The sequence below is a fragment of the Aureimonas sp. N4 genome, assembly GCF_001463925.1.
Taxonomy (GTDB): domain Bacteria; phylum Pseudomonadota; class Alphaproteobacteria; order Rhizobiales; family Rhizobiaceae; genus Aureimonas; species Aureimonas ureilytica_A.
The window spans coordinates 17,161-37,766 of the sequence record NZ_BBWS01000057.1 but is presented as its reverse complement, the minus strand read 5'-3'; the positions used below and the strand labels follow the sequence as shown (position 1 = coordinate 37,766).

The 20,606-nt window shown below is 67.9% G+C and carries 19 protein-coding genes and 1 riboswitch; of the genes, 6 read left to right on the top strand and 13 right to left on the bottom strand.

Going from position 1 to position 20,606, the window contains the following annotated elements; genetic code table 11:
- Positions 1-6: 6 nt before the first annotated feature.
- The 3 genes from AUL28_RS19785 to AUL28_RS19780 all read left to right on the top strand — a co-directional run bounded on the left by AUL28_RS19785 (position 7) and on the right by AUL28_RS19780 (position 2,377).
- Entirely contained in the window at positions 7-786 is a 780-nt protein-coding gene (locus tag AUL28_RS19785; protein WP_062236143.1) for a 3-hydroxybutyrate dehydrogenase, read from the top strand.
- Positions 787-816: 30 nt separating this feature from the next.
- Positions 817-960 (top strand): DUF3096 domain-containing protein, encoded by a 144-nt coding sequence (locus AUL28_RS22315; RefSeq protein WP_082640594.1) that lies wholly within the window; start codon positions 817-819, stop codon positions 958-960.
- A 121-nt stretch (positions 961-1,081) separates the two neighbouring features.
- Positions 1,082-2,377 (top strand): NAD(P)/FAD-dependent oxidoreductase, encoded by a 1,296-nt coding sequence (locus AUL28_RS19780; RefSeq protein WP_062236142.1) that lies wholly within the window; start codon positions 1,082-1,084, stop codon positions 2,375-2,377.
- A 90-nt stretch (positions 2,378-2,467) separates the two neighbouring features.
- On the opposite strand, the gene cobO is transcribed toward AUL28_RS19780, so the two are convergent.
- The 9 genes from cobO to AUL28_RS19735 form a co-directional block, all read right to left on the bottom strand.
- A complete protein-coding gene (gene cobO / locus AUL28_RS19775; RefSeq protein WP_062223679.1) occupies positions 2,468-3,109 on the bottom strand; it encodes a cob(I)yrinic acid a,c-diamide adenosyltransferase in 642 nt (213 codons plus the stop codon).
- Positions 3,106-6,831, bottom strand: a complete 3,726-nt coding sequence (gene cobN, locus AUL28_RS19770; protein WP_062236140.1) for a cobaltochelatase subunit CobN — start codon at positions 6,829-6,831, stop codon at positions 3,106-3,108. The genes cobO and cobN overlap by 4 nt, the downstream gene beginning before the upstream one ends.
- A 6-nt stretch (positions 6,832-6,837) precedes the next feature.
- Entirely contained in the window at positions 6,838-7,917 is a 1,080-nt protein-coding gene (gene cobW, locus AUL28_RS19765) for a cobalamin biosynthesis protein CobW (RefSeq protein WP_062236138.1), read from the bottom strand.
- Between the two features lie 4 nt (positions 7,918-7,921).
- A complete protein-coding gene (gene cobU / locus AUL28_RS19760; protein WP_062236136.1) occupies positions 7,922-8,434 on the bottom strand; it encodes a bifunctional adenosylcobinamide kinase/adenosylcobinamide-phosphate guanylyltransferase in 513 nt (170 codons plus the stop codon).
- Positions 8,431-9,171: a CbtA family protein gene (locus AUL28_RS19755; RefSeq protein ID WP_062236134.1), complete on the bottom strand. Its 741-nt coding sequence runs from the start codon at positions 9,169-9,171 to the stop codon at positions 8,431-8,433. Before AUL28_RS19755 ends, cobU begins: the two co-directional genes overlap by 4 nt.
- A gap of 108 nt (positions 9,172-9,279) precedes the next feature.
- Complete coding sequence (locus tag AUL28_RS23580; RefSeq protein ID WP_306302843.1) at positions 9,280-9,540, bottom strand: CbtB domain-containing protein; 261 nt, start codon at positions 9,538-9,540, stop codon at positions 9,280-9,282.
- Positions 9,498-9,732: riboswitch (cobalamin riboswitch) on the bottom strand. (Overlaps the previous gene by 43 nt.)
- A 43-nt stretch (positions 9,733-9,775) precedes the next feature.
- Positions 9,776-10,807 (bottom strand): sensor histidine kinase, encoded by a 1,032-nt coding sequence (locus tag AUL28_RS19745; protein ID WP_062236131.1) that lies wholly within the window; start codon positions 10,805-10,807, stop codon positions 9,776-9,778.
- Positions 10,808-11,043: 236 nt separating this feature from the next.
- Complete coding sequence (locus AUL28_RS19740) at positions 11,044-11,421, bottom strand: response regulator (protein ID WP_058601135.1); 378 nt, start codon at positions 11,419-11,421, stop codon at positions 11,044-11,046.
- A gap of 104 nt (positions 11,422-11,525) precedes the next feature.
- Complete coding sequence (locus tag AUL28_RS19735; RefSeq protein ID WP_192843500.1) at positions 11,526-13,274, bottom strand: HWE histidine kinase domain-containing protein; 1,749 nt, start codon at positions 13,272-13,274, stop codon at positions 11,526-11,528.
- Between AUL28_RS19735 and AUL28_RS23095 the strand changes: the two genes are divergently transcribed.
- Both AUL28_RS23095 and AUL28_RS19730 read left to right on the top strand, forming a co-directional pair.
- Complete coding sequence (locus tag AUL28_RS23095; RefSeq protein WP_192843499.1) at positions 13,264-13,476, top strand: hypothetical protein; 213 nt, start codon at positions 13,264-13,266, stop codon at positions 13,474-13,476. The genes AUL28_RS19735 and AUL28_RS23095 overlap by 11 nt on opposite strands.
- Before the next feature lie 192 nt (positions 13,477-13,668).
- Positions 13,669-14,520: an SDR family NAD(P)-dependent oxidoreductase gene (locus tag AUL28_RS19730; RefSeq protein WP_062236123.1), complete on the top strand. Its 852-nt coding sequence runs from the start codon at positions 13,669-13,671 to the stop codon at positions 14,518-14,520.
- A gap of 37 nt (positions 14,521-14,557) precedes the next feature.
- On the opposite strand, the gene AUL28_RS19725 is transcribed toward AUL28_RS19730, so the two are convergent.
- From AUL28_RS19725 to AUL28_RS19710, 4 genes are all read right to left on the bottom strand, one after another.
- Entirely contained in the window at positions 14,558-15,145 is a 588-nt protein-coding gene (locus tag AUL28_RS19725; RefSeq protein WP_058636889.1) for a cytochrome b, read from the bottom strand.
- Between the two features lie 161 nt (positions 15,146-15,306).
- Positions 15,307-16,809, bottom strand: a complete 1,503-nt coding sequence (locus AUL28_RS19720) for a cobyric acid synthase (RefSeq protein ID WP_062236120.1) — start codon at positions 16,807-16,809, stop codon at positions 15,307-15,309.
- On the bottom strand, positions 16,806-17,552 hold the full coding sequence (locus AUL28_RS19715; protein WP_058601130.1) for a TSUP family transporter: 747 nt from the start codon (positions 17,550-17,552) through the stop codon (positions 16,806-16,808). The genes AUL28_RS19720 and AUL28_RS19715 overlap by 4 nt, the downstream gene beginning before the upstream one ends.
- Positions 17,553-17,707: 155 nt before the next feature.
- Complete coding sequence (locus AUL28_RS19710) at positions 17,708-18,925, bottom strand: MFS transporter (RefSeq protein ID WP_062236116.1); 1,218 nt, start codon at positions 18,923-18,925, stop codon at positions 17,708-17,710.
- Between the two features lie 464 nt (positions 18,926-19,389).
- Between AUL28_RS19710 and AUL28_RS19705 the strand changes: the two genes are divergently transcribed.
- Complete coding sequence (locus AUL28_RS19705) at positions 19,390-20,604, top strand: sirohydrochlorin chelatase (protein ID WP_062236114.1); 1,215 nt, start codon at positions 19,390-19,392, stop codon at positions 20,602-20,604.
- Positions 20,605-20,606: the final 2 nt, after the last annotated feature.

Here is a 20,606-nt window from a genome sequence, read left to right as displayed (position 1 = left end):
GGCGCGATGCGTCTCGAAGGGCAGGTTGCGGTGATCACCGGGGCGGGGTCGGGCATCGGGCGCGAGATCGCGCGGCGCTTCGCGCGCGAAGGCGCGCGCGTCGCCATCGCCGATCTGAAGGGCGAGGCGGCGGAGGACGCGGCCGGCGAGATCGAGGCGGTGGGCGGCTCGGCCCTCGCGCTGACGATGGACGTGACCGACGAAGCGGGTGTCCAGGCCGGCATCGAGCGCGTCGTCCAGCATTGGGGCCGGCTCGACACGGCCATCGCCAATGCCGGCATCCAGATCGTTCACCCGATCGAGGATTTCCCCTACGAGGAGTTCAAGCGCGTGGTGGACATCCATCTCGGCGGCTCCTTCCTCGTCACCAAGGCGAGCATCCCGCATATGTACCGGCAGAAGTCCGGCTCCATGATTTATATGGGCTCGGTCCATTCGCACGAGCCTTCGCCGCTCAAAAGCGCCTATGTCGCCGCCAAGCACGGCATTCTCGGCCTGTCGCGCGTCATGGCGCGCGAGGGCGGGCCGCATGGCGTGCGCGCCAACACGATCTGCCCCGGCTTCGTGAAGACGCCGCTGGTGGAAAAGCAGATCCCCGAACAAGCCCGCTCGCTCGGCATTCCCGAGGAGGAGGTGGTGAGCCGAATCATGCTCGGCCGCACGGTGGATGGCGAGTTCACCACGGTCGAGGACGTGGCCGAGGTCGCCATTTTCCTTGCCGGCTTCGGCTCGCGAGCGCTCACCGGCCAGTCCATCACCGTCAGCCACGGCTGGTACATGGCCTGACGGCCGCGTTCCTCGAAACAGGGCAAACCCATGGAAATCATCACCGTCCAGCCGATCGTGGCGCTGATCGCCGGCATCCTCATCCTCGTGATGCCGCGCCTTCTGAACTACATCGTCGCCTTCTACCTCATCATCATCGGGCTTACCGGCCTGATGGGCACCGGGGGGCTGTAGGAGAGCTTCCCCTACGGCGAGCGATGCGGCTCGAGACTCCGGAGCCATGCCAGGTTTGCGGGGGAACAAGCGCTCGGTGACGCGGTTCGGATCGAAAGGTGAAACGGAGACGGCGAGGATCATGGCAGGCAGCACGGCGCACAAGCGGATCGTCATTCTGGGCGGCGGGTCGGGCGGTCTCGAACTCGCCTCGCAGCTTGCCGGCAAGGGCGAACTGGAGGTGGTTCTGGTGGACCGGGAACTCGCTCACCTCTGGAAGCCGCGCCTGCATGAATTCGCTGCCGGCACCGTCTCTTCCTCGCTAGCCGAAATGTCCTTCTACATGCTCGGGCATCTTCGGGGCTTCCGCTTCGAGCAGGGCGAGGTGAGCGCGCTGGATCACGAGCGCCGCGAGATCGTGCTGGCCGCCATTCCCGGAAAGGAAGGGACGACCGCCGCGCGCGAACGGCGCATTCCCTACGATGTCTGCGTGGTGGCGCTCGGCGGCGTCGTGCCCGATTTCGGTACGACAGGCGTCAAGGAGTTCGCAGTGCGGCTCGACACCAAGGCCGATGCCGACCATTTCCGCGATCGGTTCATCGCCGCGATGATCGAGGCGCGCGAGACGGGCGAGCCGGCGGAGGTGGTGATCGTCGGCTCCGGCGCGACGGGCACGGAACTTGCCGCCCATCTGCGCCGCTCCGAGCGCGGCTTCTTCGACCAGAGCACGGCCGAGCGGCGGCGCAAGCTTCTGGGCATCACCATCCTGGAAGCCGCGCCTGAGATCATGCCGGGGGCCGAGCCCGAACTGCGCCAGCAATTGGCCGAGCGGCTGCGCCGGCTCGACATCAAGACCGTAACCGACGTCAATGTCTCGCGCATCGAGGTGGATGCGGTGTCGTCGAAGTCGGGCGAGCGCTGGCCCTGTGACCTTGCCGTCTGGGCGGCCGGTCTCGTCGGCAATCCGATCCTGAAGCGCCTCGGCCGCTTCGAGATCGACAATCGCGGGCGCATCGTGGTGGACCAGACGCTGCGCTCGAGCCAGGACGAGCATGTCTATGCCATGGGCGATGCAGCCAGTCTGACGCCGCCCGGCGCCGACAAACCGCTGCCGCCGACCGCGCAGGCCGCGAGCCAACAGGCCAATTATCTCGTCGAGGTGCTGCCGCTGATCACGCGCGGCGAGCCGGTGGAACCCTTCCGCTATGCCGACAAGGGTCGGATCGTCTCGCTCGGCCGCGCCGGGACGGTCGGCATTATCGGCTTCGGGAAGAAGGACGATTTCCTCATCCACGGCCATTTCGCGACGGCCGCCTACAACGCGCTCCAGCGCCAGCACCAATGGCGCGTTCTCGGCCGCCTGCGCGGCACGGTCTCGATCGCCGCCGACATGATCTCGCCGACCAAGGGCCCTGCGCTGAAGCTGCACGGCGATTGAACGCCCGCCGAACGGGCGGTCAGCTGGGCAGCTTCGGAAGCAAAGACCGGCATCGGGGCCGATCCTCCGCCGCAGGGTTATGTCGCCTCCCTAGAACTCGATGCCGCGCTGGGCCTTGATGCCGGAGCGGAACGGGTGCTTGATCATCTCCATCTCGGTCACGAGATCGGCGAAGTCGATCAGCTCCTCCTTGGCGTTGCGCCCGGTGATGACGACATGCTTCATCTCGGGCTTGTGCTCGCGCAGGAAGTCCACGACCTCTTCCACGGCCAGATAGTCGTAGCGCAACACGATGTTCAGCTCGTCGAGGATTACCATGTCGTGCTCCTCGTCCGAGATCATCGCCTTGGCGCGCTCCCAGGCCTGACGCGCGGCGGCGATGTCGCGCTGGCGGTCCTGCGTTTCCCAGGTGAAGCCGTCGCCCATGGCGGTGATCGTCACTTCGCCGGGAAAGCGCTCCAGCGCGGCGCGCTCGCCGGTTTCCCACTTGCCTTTCACGAACTGGACGATGCCGACCTTCATGCCGTTGCCGAGCGCGCGGAAGACGAGGCCGAAGGCGGCTGTTGATTTGCCCTTGCCCTTGCCGGTGTGGACGATGACGAGGCCCTTTTCCTGCGTCTTGGTCGCCAGAATCTTGTCGCGCGCGGCCTTCTTCTTGCGCATCTTCTCGGCGTGGCGCGCGTCGAGTTCCTCTTCGCTCATGGCGGCCACGAGGGGCGACTTCTCGCTCATGGATGAACAGTCTCCGTTTCTAGGGCCAAAGGTTCGAGGGCAAGTCTCGCCGAGTTGGAGCGCGGATGCCAGAGGCCGCGCCGGATGGCTTCGGCGAGGCGCGCGCGCATCTCGCTAAAGCCCGCCGGGTTGTTGTCCCGCATGAAGGCCGAAACGCGCTCATCTGCCACGAAGGCGGCGTGGACGAGATCGAAATGCCGGTCGGCGACCGCATGGGTCGTGGCGGCGAAGGCGAAGAGATAATCCACCGTCGCCACGATCTCGAAGGCGCCCTTGTAGCCATGGCGCATGACGCCGGCGATCCATTTGGGGTTCACCACGCGGGCGCGCACGACGCGGGCGATCTCCTCGTCCAGCGTGCGGATTACCGGGCGCTCGGGGCGCGAATGGTCGTTGTGATAGGCGACCGGCGCGTGGCCCGATAGGGTTTCCACCGCCGCGCTCATGCCGCCCTCGAACTGATAGTAATCGTCGGAGTCGAGCAGGTCATGCTCGCGATTGTCCTGGTTCTGGACGACGGCCTCGACGCCGCCGAGCCTTCGCTCGAAGCTTTCCCGCGCCGGCGACCCTTCGCCCTCCGCCCCATAGGCGTAGCCGCCCCAATGGAGATAGGAGGTGGCGAGATCGGCGCGCGTCTGCCAGCCGCCCTCATCGATCAGCGCCTGAAGCCCCGCGCCGTATGCGCCGGGCTTGGAGCCGAAGACGCGGTGCCCGGCCTCGCGCTTGGCCTCGTCGGGGGCAAGGCCCCGCGCGCGGGCTTCCGCTTCCTCACGGCGCATCCGCGCGGCGATGGGGTTCTCGCCCGGCTCCTCGTCCAGCGCGCCCACCGTCCGCGCGGCGCGGTCGAGAAGCGCGATCTGCTCGGGGAAGGCGTCGCGGAAGAAGCCGGACACGCGCAGGGTCACGTCCACGCGCGGGCGGCCGAGGACGGCCAGCGGCACGATCTCGAACCCGGTGACGCGGCCGGAGGCGCGATCCCAGGTCGGTTTCGCGCCCATCAAGGCGAGGGCTTGCGCGATATCGTCGCCGCCCGTGCGCATATTGGCCGTGCCCCAGGCGGTGAGGCCGACCGAACTCAGCCACTCGCCCTGGTCCTGGAAATGGCGCTCCACCAGCCGCTCGGCCGAAAGCCGCCCGAGCCGCCAGGCCGCTTCCGTCGGCACGGCGCGCGTATCGACCGAGAAGAAATTGCGCCCCGTCGGCAGCGTGTCCGGCCGCCCGCGCGTCGGCGCGCCGGAAGGGCCGGGCGGCACGAAACAGCCCTCCAGGCCGCGCAGGAGCCCGGCCATCTCCGCCGCGCCGCAGGCCGACACAGCGGGTTTCAGCCGCGCCTCCACCTCGGCCAGCACGGGCAGCGTCCGCGCCCATTCGGAAGAGGGCTCTGCCTCGCCGGAGACGAGACGGGCGGCCAGAAGCTCGATCCGCTCCACCGTGTCGCCGACGGTGCGCCAAGGGTCGGTGGACAGGCTGTGGAGAAGCTGGGGGCGAGGGCCGGTCCAGCCTGTGGACAAGTCGCAGTCCAGCGGGTCGAAGCCGAGCGCGAGATCGCCCGCCAGCGCCCGGTGCAGCGAGGCGTCGGCTGGCTCCTGCCCACGCGGCAGGCGGGCGAGGGCGGTGACGAGATCGGTCAGGAGCCGGCCTTCGGGCGCGAGGCCGAAGACATGCAACCCGTCGCGGATCTGCATTTCCTTGAGATCGCAGAGCCAGGCGTCGAGCTTCTGCAACGCCTCGTCACTCGCCTCGCCGGGGCGAAGGCCCGCATCCGCCCCGAGCCCGCTGGCCTCCAGCAGCGCCAGAATGTCCTTGCGCAGAAGCGCGGCGCGGCGCGGATCGCCGCTCGACGCCTCGTAATATTCGTCCACCAGCCGCTCCAGATCGCGCGCGGGTCCGTGGCTTTCGGCGCGCGTCAGCGGCGGGGTGAGATGGTCCACGATCACGGCCGAGGAGCGGCGCTTGGCCTGCGTGCCCTCGCCGGGGTCGTTGACGATGAACGGATAGAGATGCGGCAGCGGGCCGAAGACGGCTTCCGGCCAACACTCCTGCGACAATGCCAGCGCCTTGCCCGGCAGCCATTCGAGATTGCCGTGCTTGCCCATGTGGATCACGGCATGGGCGCCGAAGCTCTCGCGCAGAAAGGCGTAGAAGGCGAGATAGCCATGCGGCGGCACGAGATCGGGCGCGTGATAGGTTTCCTTCGGGTCGATCTGATAGCCGCGCGCCGGCTGCACGCCGACCATGACATCGCCTAAGCGGGCGAGCGGCAGGCAGAAGCCATGGGCCGGATCGAAAAAGGGATCGTCTTCCGGCGCGCCCCAGCGCTCGGTCATCGCGTCTTGCAAGGACGCCGGCAGGCGCGCGAGGGCGGCGCGGTAGCGGGCAAGGCTCAGCGTCTCGCGAATGAGCCGGCCCGCGCGCTCGCCCGAATTGGTCGGCCCCTTTTGCAGATGCTCCACCAGCGCGTTACCGTCAGGCGGAATGTCGCTCAGAGGATAGCCGGCGTCCCTCATGGCTTCGAGCACGCGCATCGTCCCGGCGGGCGTGTCGAGCCCGACGCCATTGCCGATGCGTCCGTCGCGGTTGGGATAATTGGCGAGCACGATGGCGACGCGCCGCTCCGGGGGGGCGGCCGTGCGCAGCGTGGCCCAGCGGCGCGCGAGTTCTGCGACGAAGCAGAGGCGATCCGGCTCGGGCCGATGCGACACGAGGTCGATTTCCGTCAGCGCGTCCCATTCGGCCGCGCTCTTGAAGGCGACGGCGCGCGAGAGAACGCGCCCGTCCACTTCCGGCAGGGCGACGCTCATGGCGAGATCGCGCGCGGACAGCCCCTGTGTCGATTGCGCCCAGGCCTCGCGCCCGCTGCTGGCGAGCACGGCCTGAAGCACCACGGCCCCGCTCTCGTCCAGCACCGTGCCCTTGTGCGCACCCCCAGGCGTCGAGACGGCAAAGCCCGTGAGATTGATGACCACGGCGGGCGGCTGGCGCGCGAAGACGGCGCGCAGCGTCTCAATGCTGACGGGGTCCTTCAGGCTCGACACGAAGAGGGGCAGGGGCGAGAGCCCTTCGGCTTCCAAAGCATCGCACAGCGCCTCCACGGCCTCGGTCTGCCCGCTCTGCACCAGCGCCCGATAGAAGACGACCGGCACGAGCGGGCGCGTGTCGCCCTCGAGGGGCGCGCGCCCGCGCTCCAGCAGCCCCGCCTTCAGGATCGGCCGCGCCTCCGTCCGCACAGGCTCGCCACGGATGAGCGCGCGGCAGCCTTCCAGAAACGCGTCCGTATTGGCCGCCCCGCCTTCACAGAGAAGGCGCCAAAGCGCCTCGCGGTCCTCGGGGTCTAGCGTCGAAAAACGGTCGAGGCCGGGATCGGGCTTGTCGTCGCCGGGCAGGATGGCAAAGCGGAAACCATATCGCTGCGCGCCCGATATCAGCGCCTCGCAGCCATGCGGCCAATAGCGCTCGCCGCCGAGCAGGCGCACGACGACGAGCTTGGCAGCCCCGCCCATGCGAGTGAGCCAGGTATCGACCGACATCGGATGCGACAGGCGCAGGAGATTGGCGAGGCGCAACTCACCCGCGTCGAAGCCACGCCGCCGCGCCGCGCCGGCGAGCGCCGCCAGTTCCGTGTCGGCGGCGGACAGGAACAGGATGTCGCCGGGGCTTTGCCCGAGGTCCACCGCCTCCGCCCCGTCCGCGATCGTCCCGCGCTGGGCGGCCAGAAGATGCAAGGCTTCTTACTCCGCCGCCGCCTGCACATGACCGGCCGCCAGACGCGCGACGGATTCGCGGATCGCGGCCTCGCTCTCCTCGATCGCATCGTGCAGGCCGATCACGACGAGCCGGGTCGCCCGCGCCTCACCGGCGGCGAAGGGGCGATCGTAATAGCCGTCGATCCGCTGCCCGACGGCTTGGATCAGCAGCCGCGCGCCCTTGCCCTCGACGGCCGCAAAGCCCTTGACGCGCAGGATGTCGTGTTCCGCGATGACGGCCTTCAGCCCGGCCATGAAGGCGTCGGGCGAGGCGAGCGGGCCGGTTTCGACCACGAAGCTCTCGAAATCGTCGTGGTCGTGCTCATGCCCGGCCTCGTGCTCCATCTCGTGATGCGAGCGGCGTTCGTGGATATGATCTTCCGTGCCGGAGGCGAGGCCGAGCAGCACGTCGGCCGGCAGCTTGCCCTGTTCGGCCGTGACGATCGCGAGCTTGCGGGATGCCGCCTTCTGAATCTCTGATTTCACGCCCTCCAGCGCCTCGGCTTCCACGAGATCGGCCTTGGAGAGAACCAGAAGATCGGCGGCGCGGATCTGATCCTCGAACAGCTCTTCCAGCGGATTGTCATGGTCGAGGCTCTCGTCCGCCTCGCGCTGGGCCTGAACCTTGTCCTCGTCGTCGGCGAAGCGGCCGGCGGCCACCGCCGCCGCATCGATCACGGTGACGACGCCGTCCACGGTCACGCGCGCCTTGACCTCGGGCCAGTTGAAAGCAGCGACGAGGGGCTGCGGCAGGGCGAGGCCGGAGGTCTCGATCACGATATGATCGAGCCGGTCGGCGCGCTCCAGAAGCTTCTCCATCGTGGGAATGAAGTCGTCGGCCACCGTGCAGCAGATGCAGCCATTGGTGAGTTCCACCACGTCTTCCTCGCGGCAGGTCTCGACGCCGCAGCCCCGCAGGATGTCGCCATCAACGCCGAGATCGCCGAACTCGTTGATGACGAGGGCGATGCGCCGGCCATCGGCATTCTGGAGGAGATTGCGGATCAGCGTGGTCTTTCCGGCGCCGAGAAAGCCGGTGATGACGGTGGCGGGAATCTTGCGCATGGGGTCAGCCTTTGAGCTGGAGAGGGAGGCCGGCGGCGACGAAGGTGACCTTCGAAGCCAGCGCGGCGATCTGTTGATGAAGCCGGCCCGCCTCGTCGCGGAAACGGCGGGCGAGGGCATTTTCGGGGACGATGGAGAGGCCCACCTCGTTGGACACGAGCGCGACGAAGCCGGGCTGCGGCTGGCGCAGCACGTCGCAGAGCCGACGCGCCTCGGCCTCGATATCGGCCTCCGCCATCATGAGATTGGTGAGCCAGAGCGTCAGGCAGTCCACCAGAAGCGCACGGCCTTCGCCGGCCTCGCGGGCAATTGCCTCCGCGAGATCGAGCGGCGCATCCACCGTGACCCAAGGGCTGGGGCGGCGCGCCTGATGCTCGGCGATGCGCGCTTCCATCTCGGCGTCGAAGGCTTGGCCCGTCGCGATGTAGACGGGGGCGAAGCCGGTCGCCAGCACGAGCCCTTCGGCCAGCCGGCTCTTGCCCGAGCGCGCGCCGCCGAGGATGAAATGAACGGTCATACCGTAAGGGTGCTCCTACGCGCGAACCGATCGAAGGCGAAACCTGCGGCAAGGCCGATCAGCACGAAAAACAGCGCCGAGACGCTGAGCGAGGCGACGGCGAACTCGGCCGCCAGCGTGGGCGGAATGGGGCTGGCGAGATCGGCCGGGTGCGGCGCGGGCACGAGATGGGGCGCGACGAGGAGCGCGAGCCCGCCGAGCCGCGCGGCGGGCGAGCGGCGCAGCACCAGAAGCGCCAGCCCGGCGGCAGACGTCGCGACCGTGCCGAGCCACCAGAACTGGCGCGCGGCCAAATCCGCCGCCGGCATGGCGGGAAGTTCGGGCGGCAGGCCTAGCGCGGGGGCGAGCGTCAGGACGCCGAAGCCCGCCAAGCCCCAGAGTGCGCCGTTGCGCAGGGTGATCGGCCGGTTCAGTGCGAGGCTGGCGGCCGCGAGGACCAGTGCGAAGCCGCAGCCGAGCACGAGATTGGCCAGAAGCGAGCCGCCGGTGCGGCTGGCGACGAGCGTCGTCGCCTCGTGCTCGCCGCCGGGCTGGGCATGGTCGCCAGCCGAATGGGCGAACGCGGGCGAGACGAGGCCGAGCGCGCTCGCGTGGGCCGCATGGGCGGGCGCTCCCCCCTCTTCGTAGACCTCGGCCGCGACGATGAGGGGCACGAGCTTGATCTGCTGCACGGGCGTGATCGACGCGCCGGCAACGAGGCCGGCGAACAGCGCGGCCGCGAGTGTGCGGGTCAACATGGGCAATATCCTGCCTTCGGAGCGCCTTTCCGGCGCTTCCGTCAAAGAAACGAGACGAATCGCATCAAGGCCGGACGCGTGGATCGGCCGGCACGGGAGGGCGAAGCGTCAGTGGCAGGGCAAGCCCATGGCATGGCGCGCGTCATGCGCGGTGTCGTGCAGGGCGTCGGCGCTGGCAAAGCCCGCGCCCCAGACAAGAAAGGCGCCGAGCGCGAGAGCGAACGCGGCAATGGCGAAGCGCGCCTGTGCGGGCGCCGCAATGGGATGAACGGCCGAAAGGGCGGTTCGAGTCATGGCATCAACCTCCGTGACGGCGGCCGAAATGGCCGCCTTCGCAAGGGATGGCAGGTCTCCTGGCTCGCGGGTCATCGGTTGTCTCCTGCCTTCCCGGATCGAAATCCAGTGGCGTTTCCGGCGGATCATCGCCGGTGGAGGAACCTCTCCGCTCTACAGTCGCGGGGTCGGCTGCGATCCGGGCCCTTGGTTTAAGTCGGCCCTTCGCATTCCCTCTTAGCCCGTGCGCGCAGGGTGCGGCGCGGGACCATCCATCACCCAGATTAAACGGCTGCCGTCCCAAGTCAAACGATTCAAGGAAGGCGGTTCGTCAGGCCGATGCCGAGCGGGTGCGGGGTGGGGAGAAGTCCATCTCCATGCGTGTGCCACCCTCGCTCACATAGCGGATCGTCCCGCCGAGCTGCTGGGCGAGGCTCTGGAGAATGCGCTGCCCGAGCGAGCGCGAGGTGGCCGGATCGACGGGCCCCTGAAAGCCGACGCCGTTGTCGGCCACGCTCAGGCGGTAGAACCCGTTGCCGAGGGCCGAGAGACCGACGCGGATCGTGCCACCGTTGCGCCCTTGGAAGGCGTGTTTCAAGGCGTTGGTGATCGCCTCCACCAGGATGAGCGAGAGCGTGGTGAGATGCTGGAGCTCGAAGCTGCGCCCCTCCATTTCCGGCCCCATCTCGATCTCGACCCGAATGTTTTCGACGCCCGAGGTTTCCAGAATGTCGGCGCTGAGATCGGCGAGATAGGTGCGGATCGGCTGTTTCAGCGTTTCGGGATCGTAGAGGCGGCGGTGGATCCGGGAGACCGTGTCGAGCCGGGCGCGTGCGTCGTCGAAGGCGGCCGCCGCGCTGGCGGGGTCCTGGATCACCTTGCGCTTCTGCAGGCCGAGCAGGCTGGAGACGAACTGCATGTTGTTGGCGACGCGGTGCTGCAGCTCCTGGAACATGGCGCGCTGCTGCTCGTAGAGCCGCCCGACCGTTGCTCGTTCATCCTGCAGCCTGTCCATGGCCCGGTGAACCGCGTCGATCAGCGCGATATCGACGCCCACGACGAAGACGTAGAACAGAAGGGCGATCGCGGTTCCCGGATGCACCTCGAACGAGTTGAAGGGCGGAATGAACCAGTACCATGCGGACAGGCCCGACAGGACGGCGCAGGTGACGCCCGGCCAGAACCCGCCGAAAAAGGCCGTGAGGATCACAGCCGGAAAGAAGGTGAGGTAGGGAAAGCCCACCGGTAGAATATGGTTGGTGGCGAAGCGAAGCGAGAGGGCAGCCGCAAAGGTCAATAGCGCCAGACCCCACGACAGGGCCGGCGTCGCGCGCACACGCGCCGACACCTCGAACAGGTTCATTCCCAAGCCGCCTTCCACCCTGCCTGACCAACCGCGACGTCATCCCCGCCCGTCACGGGTCTACGCAGATGACAGGATTTGGCCTCGAAGCGGCAATAGGCAAGGTGCTGGAGAAGCTTAGGCGGATTATTTAGCTGTGTCCGGACATTCCTGCGCGCTGGATTGCGGTCTTTTGGGACGATATTTCGCTCTTCGCGGGCATTAGAGCCATCGGCCGATTCGTCAAACGGGCGTTTCTAGCCGGGGTGAAGCGCCTTTTCGACGGCGCGACGGATCAGGGCGAGGCTGACCGGCTTGGAAACGAAGCGGGCCTGGCGTGGCAGTTCGCCGTCGCCGGGGCTGACGCGGCCCGAGCAGACGACGATCGAGACATGGGGCCAACGCGCCGCCACCTCCCGCGCCAGGTCGATCCCGTCGATCGGGCCGGGCATTTCGATGTCCGTGTAGAGAAGGGTGATCGTTTCGGTTTGAGCGAGATGATGGAGCGCCTGCTCGGTATTGGCCGCTTCCAGAACGGTGAAGCCAGCATCCTCCAGAAGATCCACCGCCTCCATTCGCAGGAGAGGCTCGTCTTCCGCCACAAGGGCCACAGCGTGTTTTGCGAGCGTGCTCATGCCCCTTAAAGGCGCGACATCGGGAAAAGTTTCCGGACTACGAAACCTCCGGTGGCTGTTGCCACAGCCCGGAGGAAAACGCTCGTGCCTTGCGTGCTACGCCTCTACCCGTCCGAGCTGTGCAAGGCGCCGAGCGGGGCTTCCATGCGGCAGACGAGGCCGCCCGGCTCGAAACGCTGTTCCACGCTGCCGCTGACCGCGCCCGGCAAGCCGCGCTCCACCAGGCGCGAGCCGAAGCCCCGGCGCGTGGGCTCGGTCACGCTGGGGCCGCCGCGCTCCCGCCAGACAAGGTGAAACAGGTCCGCGCCATCCTGATGGTCGATCTCCCAGTGAAGATCCACGGTGCCCTCTGGCACCGACAGCGCGCCGTATTTGGCCGCGTTGGTCGCCAGCTCATGTAGGATCAGCGCCAGCGACAGGGCGGCGTTGGCGTCGAGCCGAACGGACGGGCCGGACAGGCGGATGCGGTTCTGCCCGTCGTCATGAAGGGCGAGCGTGTCATGGGCCACAGCCCCGATTTCGGTGGCCGCCTGACCGGGACCCAGAAGCAGATCGTGGGCGCGGCTGAGCGCGGCGAGGCGGCTGCCGAGCGTTTCGCGCGCGGTCGCCATGTCGGGCGCGTTGCGCAGCGTCTGCGAGGCGATGGCCTGCACCATGGCGAGCGTGTTCTTGAGGCGGTGGCTGAGTTCGCGGTTGAGCAGGCGCTCGCGCTCCTCCGCCCGGCTGCGGCCGATGGCGGCATGGGTGCGGTCGGCCACCGAGCGCACGAAGCGCAGGTCCGCTTCCGAGAAGGAGCGCAGCTTGTTGGCATGGACGAAGAGAACCAACGATAGCTGGCCATGCTCGATGATCGGCACGTTGAGAAGAACGCGAATGCCGATCGCCTCCAGCGACGCATGATGCCCGGTCGTGCGCGGATCGCGCCTCGTATCCTCGATCAGCACGATCTCGCCGCGCTTCAGATCGTCGATGAAGGACCCGTAGTCGCGGAAATGATGCAGGCCGGCAATGCTGGCGATGCCTGGCATCCGCCAGTCCGGCTGCATCGTCACGGTTTCCTGAACCGCGTCCACCACGCCGACGCCGGCCCGCGTCGCGTTGAGCTGCACGGCCATGGTCTCGGCCGCTGCAAAGGCGATCTCGCCGACATCGTGCATGTCCCGCAGGCGCTCGCCCAGCGCGGCCAGAGCCAGCTTGCGCTCTTCGCTCTCCCGAAACGCGGTGATGTCGATCGCGACGCCCGGAAAGCGCAAAGGACGGCCTGCCTTGTCCAAGTAAGCGCGGCCGCGCGCATGGACCCAGATAACCTCGTCGGTCGCCGGTCTATACAAGCGATAGTCCTGCTCGTAGTCGCCCCCCGACGCCACGCTCTCCCCGATGGCGAGCGCCACCCGCTCGCGGTCGTCGGGGTGAATGCCGGAGGCGAAGAGTTCGAGCGGGACGCCCTCTTCGGCTTCCTGCTCGCTGACCCCGAACATGGAGGCGAAATAAGGGCCGGCATAGACCTTGTCCGTCGTCAGGTCCCAGTCCCACCAGCCGAGCGAACCCGAAGCCTCGAAGGCGAGCGACAGGCGCTCTTCCGACATGATGCGCGCCGCTTCGCTCCGGCGCAGCCGCGCGGCGAGGTCTTCGCCCTCCGGATGGGGCGAACTGGCCTCGCGCGCGATCCGGCGCGCGGCGCGCAGATGGTTCGCCGCCTCGGCCCGCATTTCCGCAATGGCGCGCTGATGCTCCCGGCTGACGCCTCCATCGGGCAGGGGCGGCGCGATCGGCACGGAGGCAAGGCGACCCCGAAGGCGCTCGACCTCGGCCATAAGCTCGTCGCGGGACGCGGAATGAGGGTTGAAGGTCACGGAAGAATGCCATTCGGAGAAGAGCATGGGACAGGTCGCATCGATGAAAACGTTGGCGGCTTCGCCTGCCGTCGTCAATCGGCGGCTGTCGCGTTTTGCGAGGAATGCCAAGGCTTTGACCGGTGCGGCGGCGAAAATGTCACGATCGGGCGTTCACGTTGTGTTTTGGTCGGCTAACGATGGGGCGGCCTTGGAAAAGTGAGCGGCAACGTCAAGATGTCGCTCGGTTCGGGCATGGTTCATTTTTGTTTGGCCGGCTGGCGCGCTGCGGTTTTGACGCGCCGGCACGGGCTGGACATCGAAGGCGAACTGAGGCCAGACACGGGGCAGGCCGAAGAGGCCGGCATTGTCTGGCCGGCCCGCTGCGCACGCCGTTTCACGTCGGGAGAGACCCATGCACCACCCCGCCATCGCTCCGCTTCACACCGCCGTCGTCATCGGAGGCGCCACCGGCATCGGCCTCGCCGCCGCCAAGCGCTTCTTGGAGATGGGGCTCAAGGTCGCCATCGTGGACCGTCGCATGGAGGAACTCGTGCGCGCTCACGAGGCGCTGGTCGCGCTGGCGGGCGAGGAGGAGGGGCGCATCGTCGCGGCCGCCTGCGACGTCAGCGACCGGGAGGGCCTCGCCAAGACGGCCCAGCATATCGAGGCGACGCTCGGCCCCGTTCATGTGCTCATGAACAATGCCGGCATCCAGCCGGGCTCCTCCATCTTCGGCGAGCAGAGCGAGTGGGACGCGGTTCTTTCGATTAATCTCGGCGGCGTCATCAACGGCACGCGCATTTTCGGCCCCGCCATGATCGCGCATGGCCAGCCGGCGCTGATCATCAACACGGGTTCCAAGCAGGGCATCACCACGCCGCCGGGCGATCCCGCCTACAACGTGTCGAAGGCGGGCGTGAAGGTCTTTACCGAGGCGCTCCAGCACGAATTGCGCAACCGGGCGGATTGCCGCGTCGAAGCGGCGCTGCTGATCCCCGGCTTCGTCTGGACCGACCTGACCCAGCGCGACCGCACCGAGAAGCCCGCAGGCGCCTGGACGCCGGAGGAAACCGTCGCCTTCATGCTGGACCGGCTGGAAGCGGGCGATTTCTATATTCTCTGCCCCGACAACGAGACGACCCGCGAGATGGACGAGAAGCGCATCCGCTGGGCCGCCGAGGATGTGGTGAGCAACCGCCCGCCGCTGTCGCGCTGGGAGCCGAACTGGGCCCCCCGCTTCAAGAGTTACCTCGACGGCGAGTGAGGGGCGGGGCGCGCGCGCGCGCGCCCCGTGTCCTTTGTCAGATGCCCGCTCGCAGGCGCGGCGCGGTGGAGCCATGCGTCATGGCGCGCAGCGTGCCGTCGCGGCGCACGAGATGATGCCAGAGCGCCATGGCGATATGGCCCGCGATCAGCACGAAGAGGCTCCAGCCCAGGAACTCGTGCGCTTCGCTGACGAAGGAGCCCAGAACGGCATTGCGCGGCGCATCGCCGCGCACCAGAATGGGAAAGCCGTAGATCACCAGCTCACGACCCTTGAAGAAGGCGCGCAGCATCCCGAGCGTGGGTTCGAGGATCAGCAGGGCGTAAAGCGCGACATGGCCGAGCGTCGCGGCGCCGCGCATCAGCGGATGACCTTCATGGGGCGGGCGGCGCGAGAGATTGGCCAAACCCCAGACGCCGCGCAGGATGGCGAGCCACCAGATGGTGAAGCCGACCGAGACATGCGTGCCCCACAGGACGTTGTCCAGCGCGCCATGCTCGGCGGTGGCGCGCACGATGGCCGTCAGGAGCTGCCAGAGGATCATCAGCGCCATGCCCCAATGCAGGGCGCGGCTGACGAGACCGTATCCATGGGGATTGTCCGCCCAGCGGCTTGGCATCGACATGGCTCTTCTACCTTCTTCTGACACCCCGGCCCGACTCGGCAGACCGCGCGTGCTTCGCTGGCACGGGATCGGGCATCCTGCGAGCTAGTCCAGACAGGCGGGCCGAGTCGAATGAAACTCCTGTCGTATTGCGTCCATGTTCCGGTAATCTGAGCGGCAGGTCAGGTTTTGCGGGCGCGGTCTTGCGCGATGGCCCAGAGCGCGTCGATGTCGAGACAGGCTTTCAACTGAGCGGCGATGGCATCCAGCGCGGCTTCCACGCCTTCCAGATAGGACTGGTTCGAGCCCGTCAGACCGAAGCCCTGGAGAAGGCGACGACGCCAGGCATCCGAGCCGAAGACGCCGTGGAGATAGGTGCCTTCGACCCGCCCATCGGCGCTGCGCGCGCCCTCCATGCGCCCGTCGAGCGTGGCGAAGGGCCGGGCGCGGTCCGCCCCGTCCGTCGCGCCCATATGGATTTCGTAGCCGGTGACGGCCAAGCCCTCATGCGATAGGCCGGCGGCGGCGCGCACGGTCTTCGGCCCTTTCATCACCGTCTCGACCTCAAGCAGTCCCAGCCCCACGGCCTCGGAGCATGTCCCGTCCACACCGTCCGGATCGCGAATGCGTGTGCCCAGCATCTGGTAGCCACCGCACAGACCCAGGATTCGCCCACCCCGCGCGTGATGGGCGCGAAGGTCCTCGTCCCATCCGTTGCGGCGAAACGCCTGGAGATCGGCGATCGTGGACTTGGTGCCGGGCAGGACGACGAGCGCGGCCTCGGCCGGCAGGCGCTCGCCGGGCCTGACGAAGCGCACCTCGACATCAGGCTCGGCGGCGAGCGGGTCGAGATCGTCGAAATTGGCGATACGGTCGAGAACGGGCACGGCGACGAGAAGCTGCGCCGCGCCGCGTGATGGCGCTTGGCGCGCTTCCAACGCCACCGAATCCTCGGCCGGCAGATGGCGTGCCTCGGCAAGCCAGGGCACCACGCCGAAGCTCGGCCAGCCGGTGAAATCCGTGATGGCATCGAGCCCGCTGTCGAACAGGCTGACATCGCCCCGGAACTTGTTGATCAGAAAACCCCGGATCGGCGCGCGGTCGTCGGGCGGCAGGATCGTGTGCGTGCCCACCAGCGAGGCGATGACGCCGCCCCGGTCGATATCGCCGACCAGCACCACCGGCACGTCGGCCGCCCGCGCAAAGCCCATATTGGCGATGTCGCCGGCGCGCAGGTTGATCTCGGCCGGCGAGCCCGCGCCCTCCACCAGGATCAGATCGGCCTCTGCTCCCAGCTTATGAAAGCTCTCCATCACGGAGCCCAGAAGCGTTGGTTTCAGTCGCTGATAGTCGGCCCCTCGCGCTGCGCCTGCGACGCGCCCCTGCACCACGATCTGCGATCCGGTTTCGCTTTGGGGTTTGAGGAGAACCGGGTTCATGTGGACGCTCGGCTCCGCGCCGCAGGCCAGCGCCTGAAGCCATTGCGCGCGGCCGATCTCGCCCCATTCGCCGGTTTCGGGAATGCGCGCGACGGCGGCATTGTTGCTCATGTTCTGCGGCTTGAAGGGGCGCACGGTTAGCCCCCTTTGCCGGAACAGGCGGCAGAGGCCGGCCACCAGCGCGCTCTTGCCCACATCCGAGCCCGTGCCCTGCAGCATCAGGGCGGGAACGCGCGGCCGGCTCATGACCAGAGAAGGCGCAGGGCGAGCGCGATGCACACGGTGACGAGAAGCGGACGGATGAGACGCGAGCCGAAGCGCATGGCCGAAGCCGCGCCGAGCCGCGCGCCCAGAAACTGCGCGACGCCCATGGCGAGGCCGAGCTTCCAGTGGATCGTCCCGACGCTGGCGAAGACCAGAAAGCCGCCGAGATTGGAGGCGAAGTTCAGGAACTTGGTGTGCGCCGTCGCCTTGAGGACGCCGTAGCCGGCAAGACCCACGAAGGCCAGCATGAAGAACGAGCCCGTGCCGGGGCCGAACAATCCGTCATAGGCGCCGATCAGCGGCACCACGACCAGCGCGAAGCGCTTGGGCGAGATTCGGCGCTCGCGGTCCACATCCGACAGGCCGGGCTTCAACGCGAAATAGATCGCGATGGCGATCAGGAGAAAGGGCAGGAGCGTGCGCAGGAAGTCGAGCGGCAGCGAGGCGGCCAGAAGCGCGCCGCAGGCCGAGCCGCCGGCCGACAGGAGGCCCGCCCCCCACATATCGGTGATGCGCATATGCCCTTTGCGCGCATAGGCGATGGTCGCCGAGCCCGAGCCGAAAAGCGATTGCAGCTTGTTGGTGCCGAGCGCGGTGAGCGGATCGACCCCGCCCAGAAGCAGCGCCGGCACCGTGATCATGCCGCCGCCGCCCGCGATGGCGTCGATGAACCCGGCCAGAAACGCCGCGCCGACCAGAAGCAGAAAGACGAGATCGAGGGGCATTTTGAGACCATGGGCGGGTTGGGCCGACGCGAGCCCGAGGGGGAGGGCGCTGGCACCTGCTGGAGCGCAGGAGCAACGGGGGCCGGGGCGTCAGAACGCTTTATGGCCGCTTCGCTCTTAGGCCCGTTGCGGGAAGGGTGGCAAGGTGCGGGCCGTCATCCAGCCATGCGTTTTGCAAAGGCGGGTCGCACGGCCAGCATCAGGGGCAGAAGGGCGAGGCAATAGACGCCCAGTGCGCCGAGCAGCAGGGGATAGGACACGCCCCGGTCGATCAGGACGCCCGCCAAGCCCGGCCCGAGGGCGGCGGCGAGCACCATGAGGGGCACGATGGCCGAGCGGATCGCGCCCAGATGCCTGACACCATAGACTTCCGGCCAGAGGGTGCCGAACAGCGTCAGCGAGAATCCGTCGCTCAAGGCGTAGAGCGCCATGAAGAGAAACGCGGCGGCGGGCCCTTCCACGGTGCCGAGCACGAGGCAGCCGAGGCCGAGCGGCAGGAGATAGAAGGGCAGGAGCGTGTGGGCCGAAAAGCGGTCCACCAGCCAGCCGGCCAGAAGCAGCGAGCCGACCGTCACCAGCGCATAGAGCGGAAAGGCGCTGGCGAAGAGTCCGGGCGACCAGCCGCGCAACTCGCCGAGATAGACCTGATGGAACAGGATCGTGTTGGAAATGAAGGCCGGCGGCAGCATGGCCATGAGAAGCAAGGGAAAGAGAGGGTCGCGCAGCACCTGCTCCCGCGTCCAGCCTTGCATTTCCGGCACGGTGCCGGCCGGCGTCTCGGGCTGCCGCTCGCGCGAAAACAGCAGCGCGGCGAGCGGCAGGAGGAGGCAGAGGAGCACGGCCACGCAGAGCCAGACGCCGCGCCAGCCAAGCCATGCCGCGCCGGCCGTGAAGGCCAAGGGCAACAGCGCCTGGCCCATGTTCAGCCCGAGCGAGGCGAAGGAGACGGCCCGCCCCCGCCCGCCCTCGCGGCTCGGCCCGAACCAGCGGCCGAGCAGCGTATAGGCGGCGTGGACGGCAAAACCCTGCCCGAACAGACGAAGCGCGAAAAGCGCCGCGACGAGCCCGAGCCCATGGCGCGACAGGGCGAGGGCGAGCGCGCCGAGCCCGAGGGCCAGAAGCGCCAGCATGCCTGAGCGCCGGGCCGGCCAGCGATCCACCACCGGACCGATCCAGGCGAGCGCGAAGGCCGAGGCGATCGTCACGCCCATATAAAGCAGCCCGAAATCGCCATTCGACAACGCGAACTCGCGCCGGATGTCGCCCCCGGACAGAGCCACGAAGAAGCTTTGCCCGAAGGACGAGGCGAACAGCAGAAGAAAGCCGCCCGCCAGCCAGCGCGCGTTGCGGGTCAGAAAGGACAAGGCGGGCACGGGCGGCCTTCCGTTGATTCGGTCGTGGCGTTCGCTTTAGCAGCCCGCGCGCGACGATGGAGCGCGGGCTGCGCGCTGTTGAGCAGGAAGGGGCGTTTTTCCGGACCGAGCGATCGTGCCGAGACTGAGCGTCGAGGCCTGTTGGTCAGAGGCGCGTCGAGTGGCAAGGGCGCGCAAGAGCAGGGCTTACGGGTTGGGCATTCGTCGCCCGCCCGCCGGCCTGGGGGAAAGGCGAGGGTGCGCCTTGGCCGGACACCCGGTTTGACGCGCGCCCTCATCCCGGCTTTAAGGCGGGGGCCTGACGGTGCCTTTGGGTGGATCGATTCCGCCCGGGCTCTTGCAAAAACGATTCCGGGACGGCCGACCCAAACCGGGGGCTCGAAGCGGAAACTGTCGGACGCGGCGCTTCGCTGATGGGCGAGGTCCGTTCTCCGGCGCAACCTGACGACGGAGGACATGCGTCCATGAAGGCTCTCATGCTGTGCGGCCACGGCTCGCGCGACCGCGGCGCGGTGGAGGAATTTCGCGGCCTTTCCGAAAAGATGGCCCGCCGCCTGCCGGACTGGACGGTGGAATACGGCTATCTGGAATTTGCCACGCCCATCATCCGCACCGGGCTCGACGCGCTGCGCGAAAAGGGCGCGCGGGAGATCCTGGCCCTGCCGGGCATGTTGTTCGCCGCCGGCCACGCCAAGAACGACATTCCGTCGGTTCTCAACACCTATGCCGCCTCCAACGACGTTTCCATCACCTATGGGCGCGAACTCGGCATCGACCCCAAGATGATCCGCGCCGCCGGCGAGCGGATTCGCGAGGCGCTGCGGCTGGACGGCTGGCGCGACGGCGAGCCGCTGCACGACACGATGCTGGTGGTGGTCGGGCGCGGCGCGTCGGACCCCGACGCCAATTCCAATGTCGCCAAGGTCATGCGCATGCTCTGGGAAGGGCTCGGCTTCGGCTGGGGCGAAACGGCCTATTCCGGCGTCACCTTTCCGCTGGTCGAGCCGGCGCTGCGCCATGTCTCGCGCCTCGGCTACAAGCGCATCGTCGTGTTTCCCTATTTCCTGTTCACCGGTATTCTGGTGGACCGCATCTATTCCTCGACCGACACGGTGGCCGCCGAGCAGCCGGACGTGAAGTTCCTGAAAGCCTCCTATCTCGGCGCGCATGACCTCGTGGTCGAAACCTTCGTGGATCGCCTGACCGAGATCCTCGAAGGCACGAACAACATGAACTGCCAGATGTGCAAGTACCGCGAGCAGGTGCTCGGCTTCGAGGCGGAAGTCGGCCTGCCGCAGGAAAGCCACCACCACCATGTCGAGGGCATCGGCACGGGGCCGGCGGAACCGGCGCACGATCATGGGCACGACCACAGCCACGGGCACGGGCATGACCACGGGCATCATCACCATGGCGATCACCACCATGGGCACGACCACCACGGCCATGACCATGGGCACAGCCACGACCACGGGCATGACCATGCTCACACGCATGAGCACGCGCATTCGGCGGGTCATTCTCATGATCATGCGAATGGTCACACGCACGGCCACGCGCACGATCACGGCCATTCCCACGGTCATGACCATTCTCACGGCCACGGCCACACGCATACCCACCACCCCTATCCCCATGCCGATCACCCGCTCGGGCCGCGCTCGCTGAAGCGGGGGTAAGT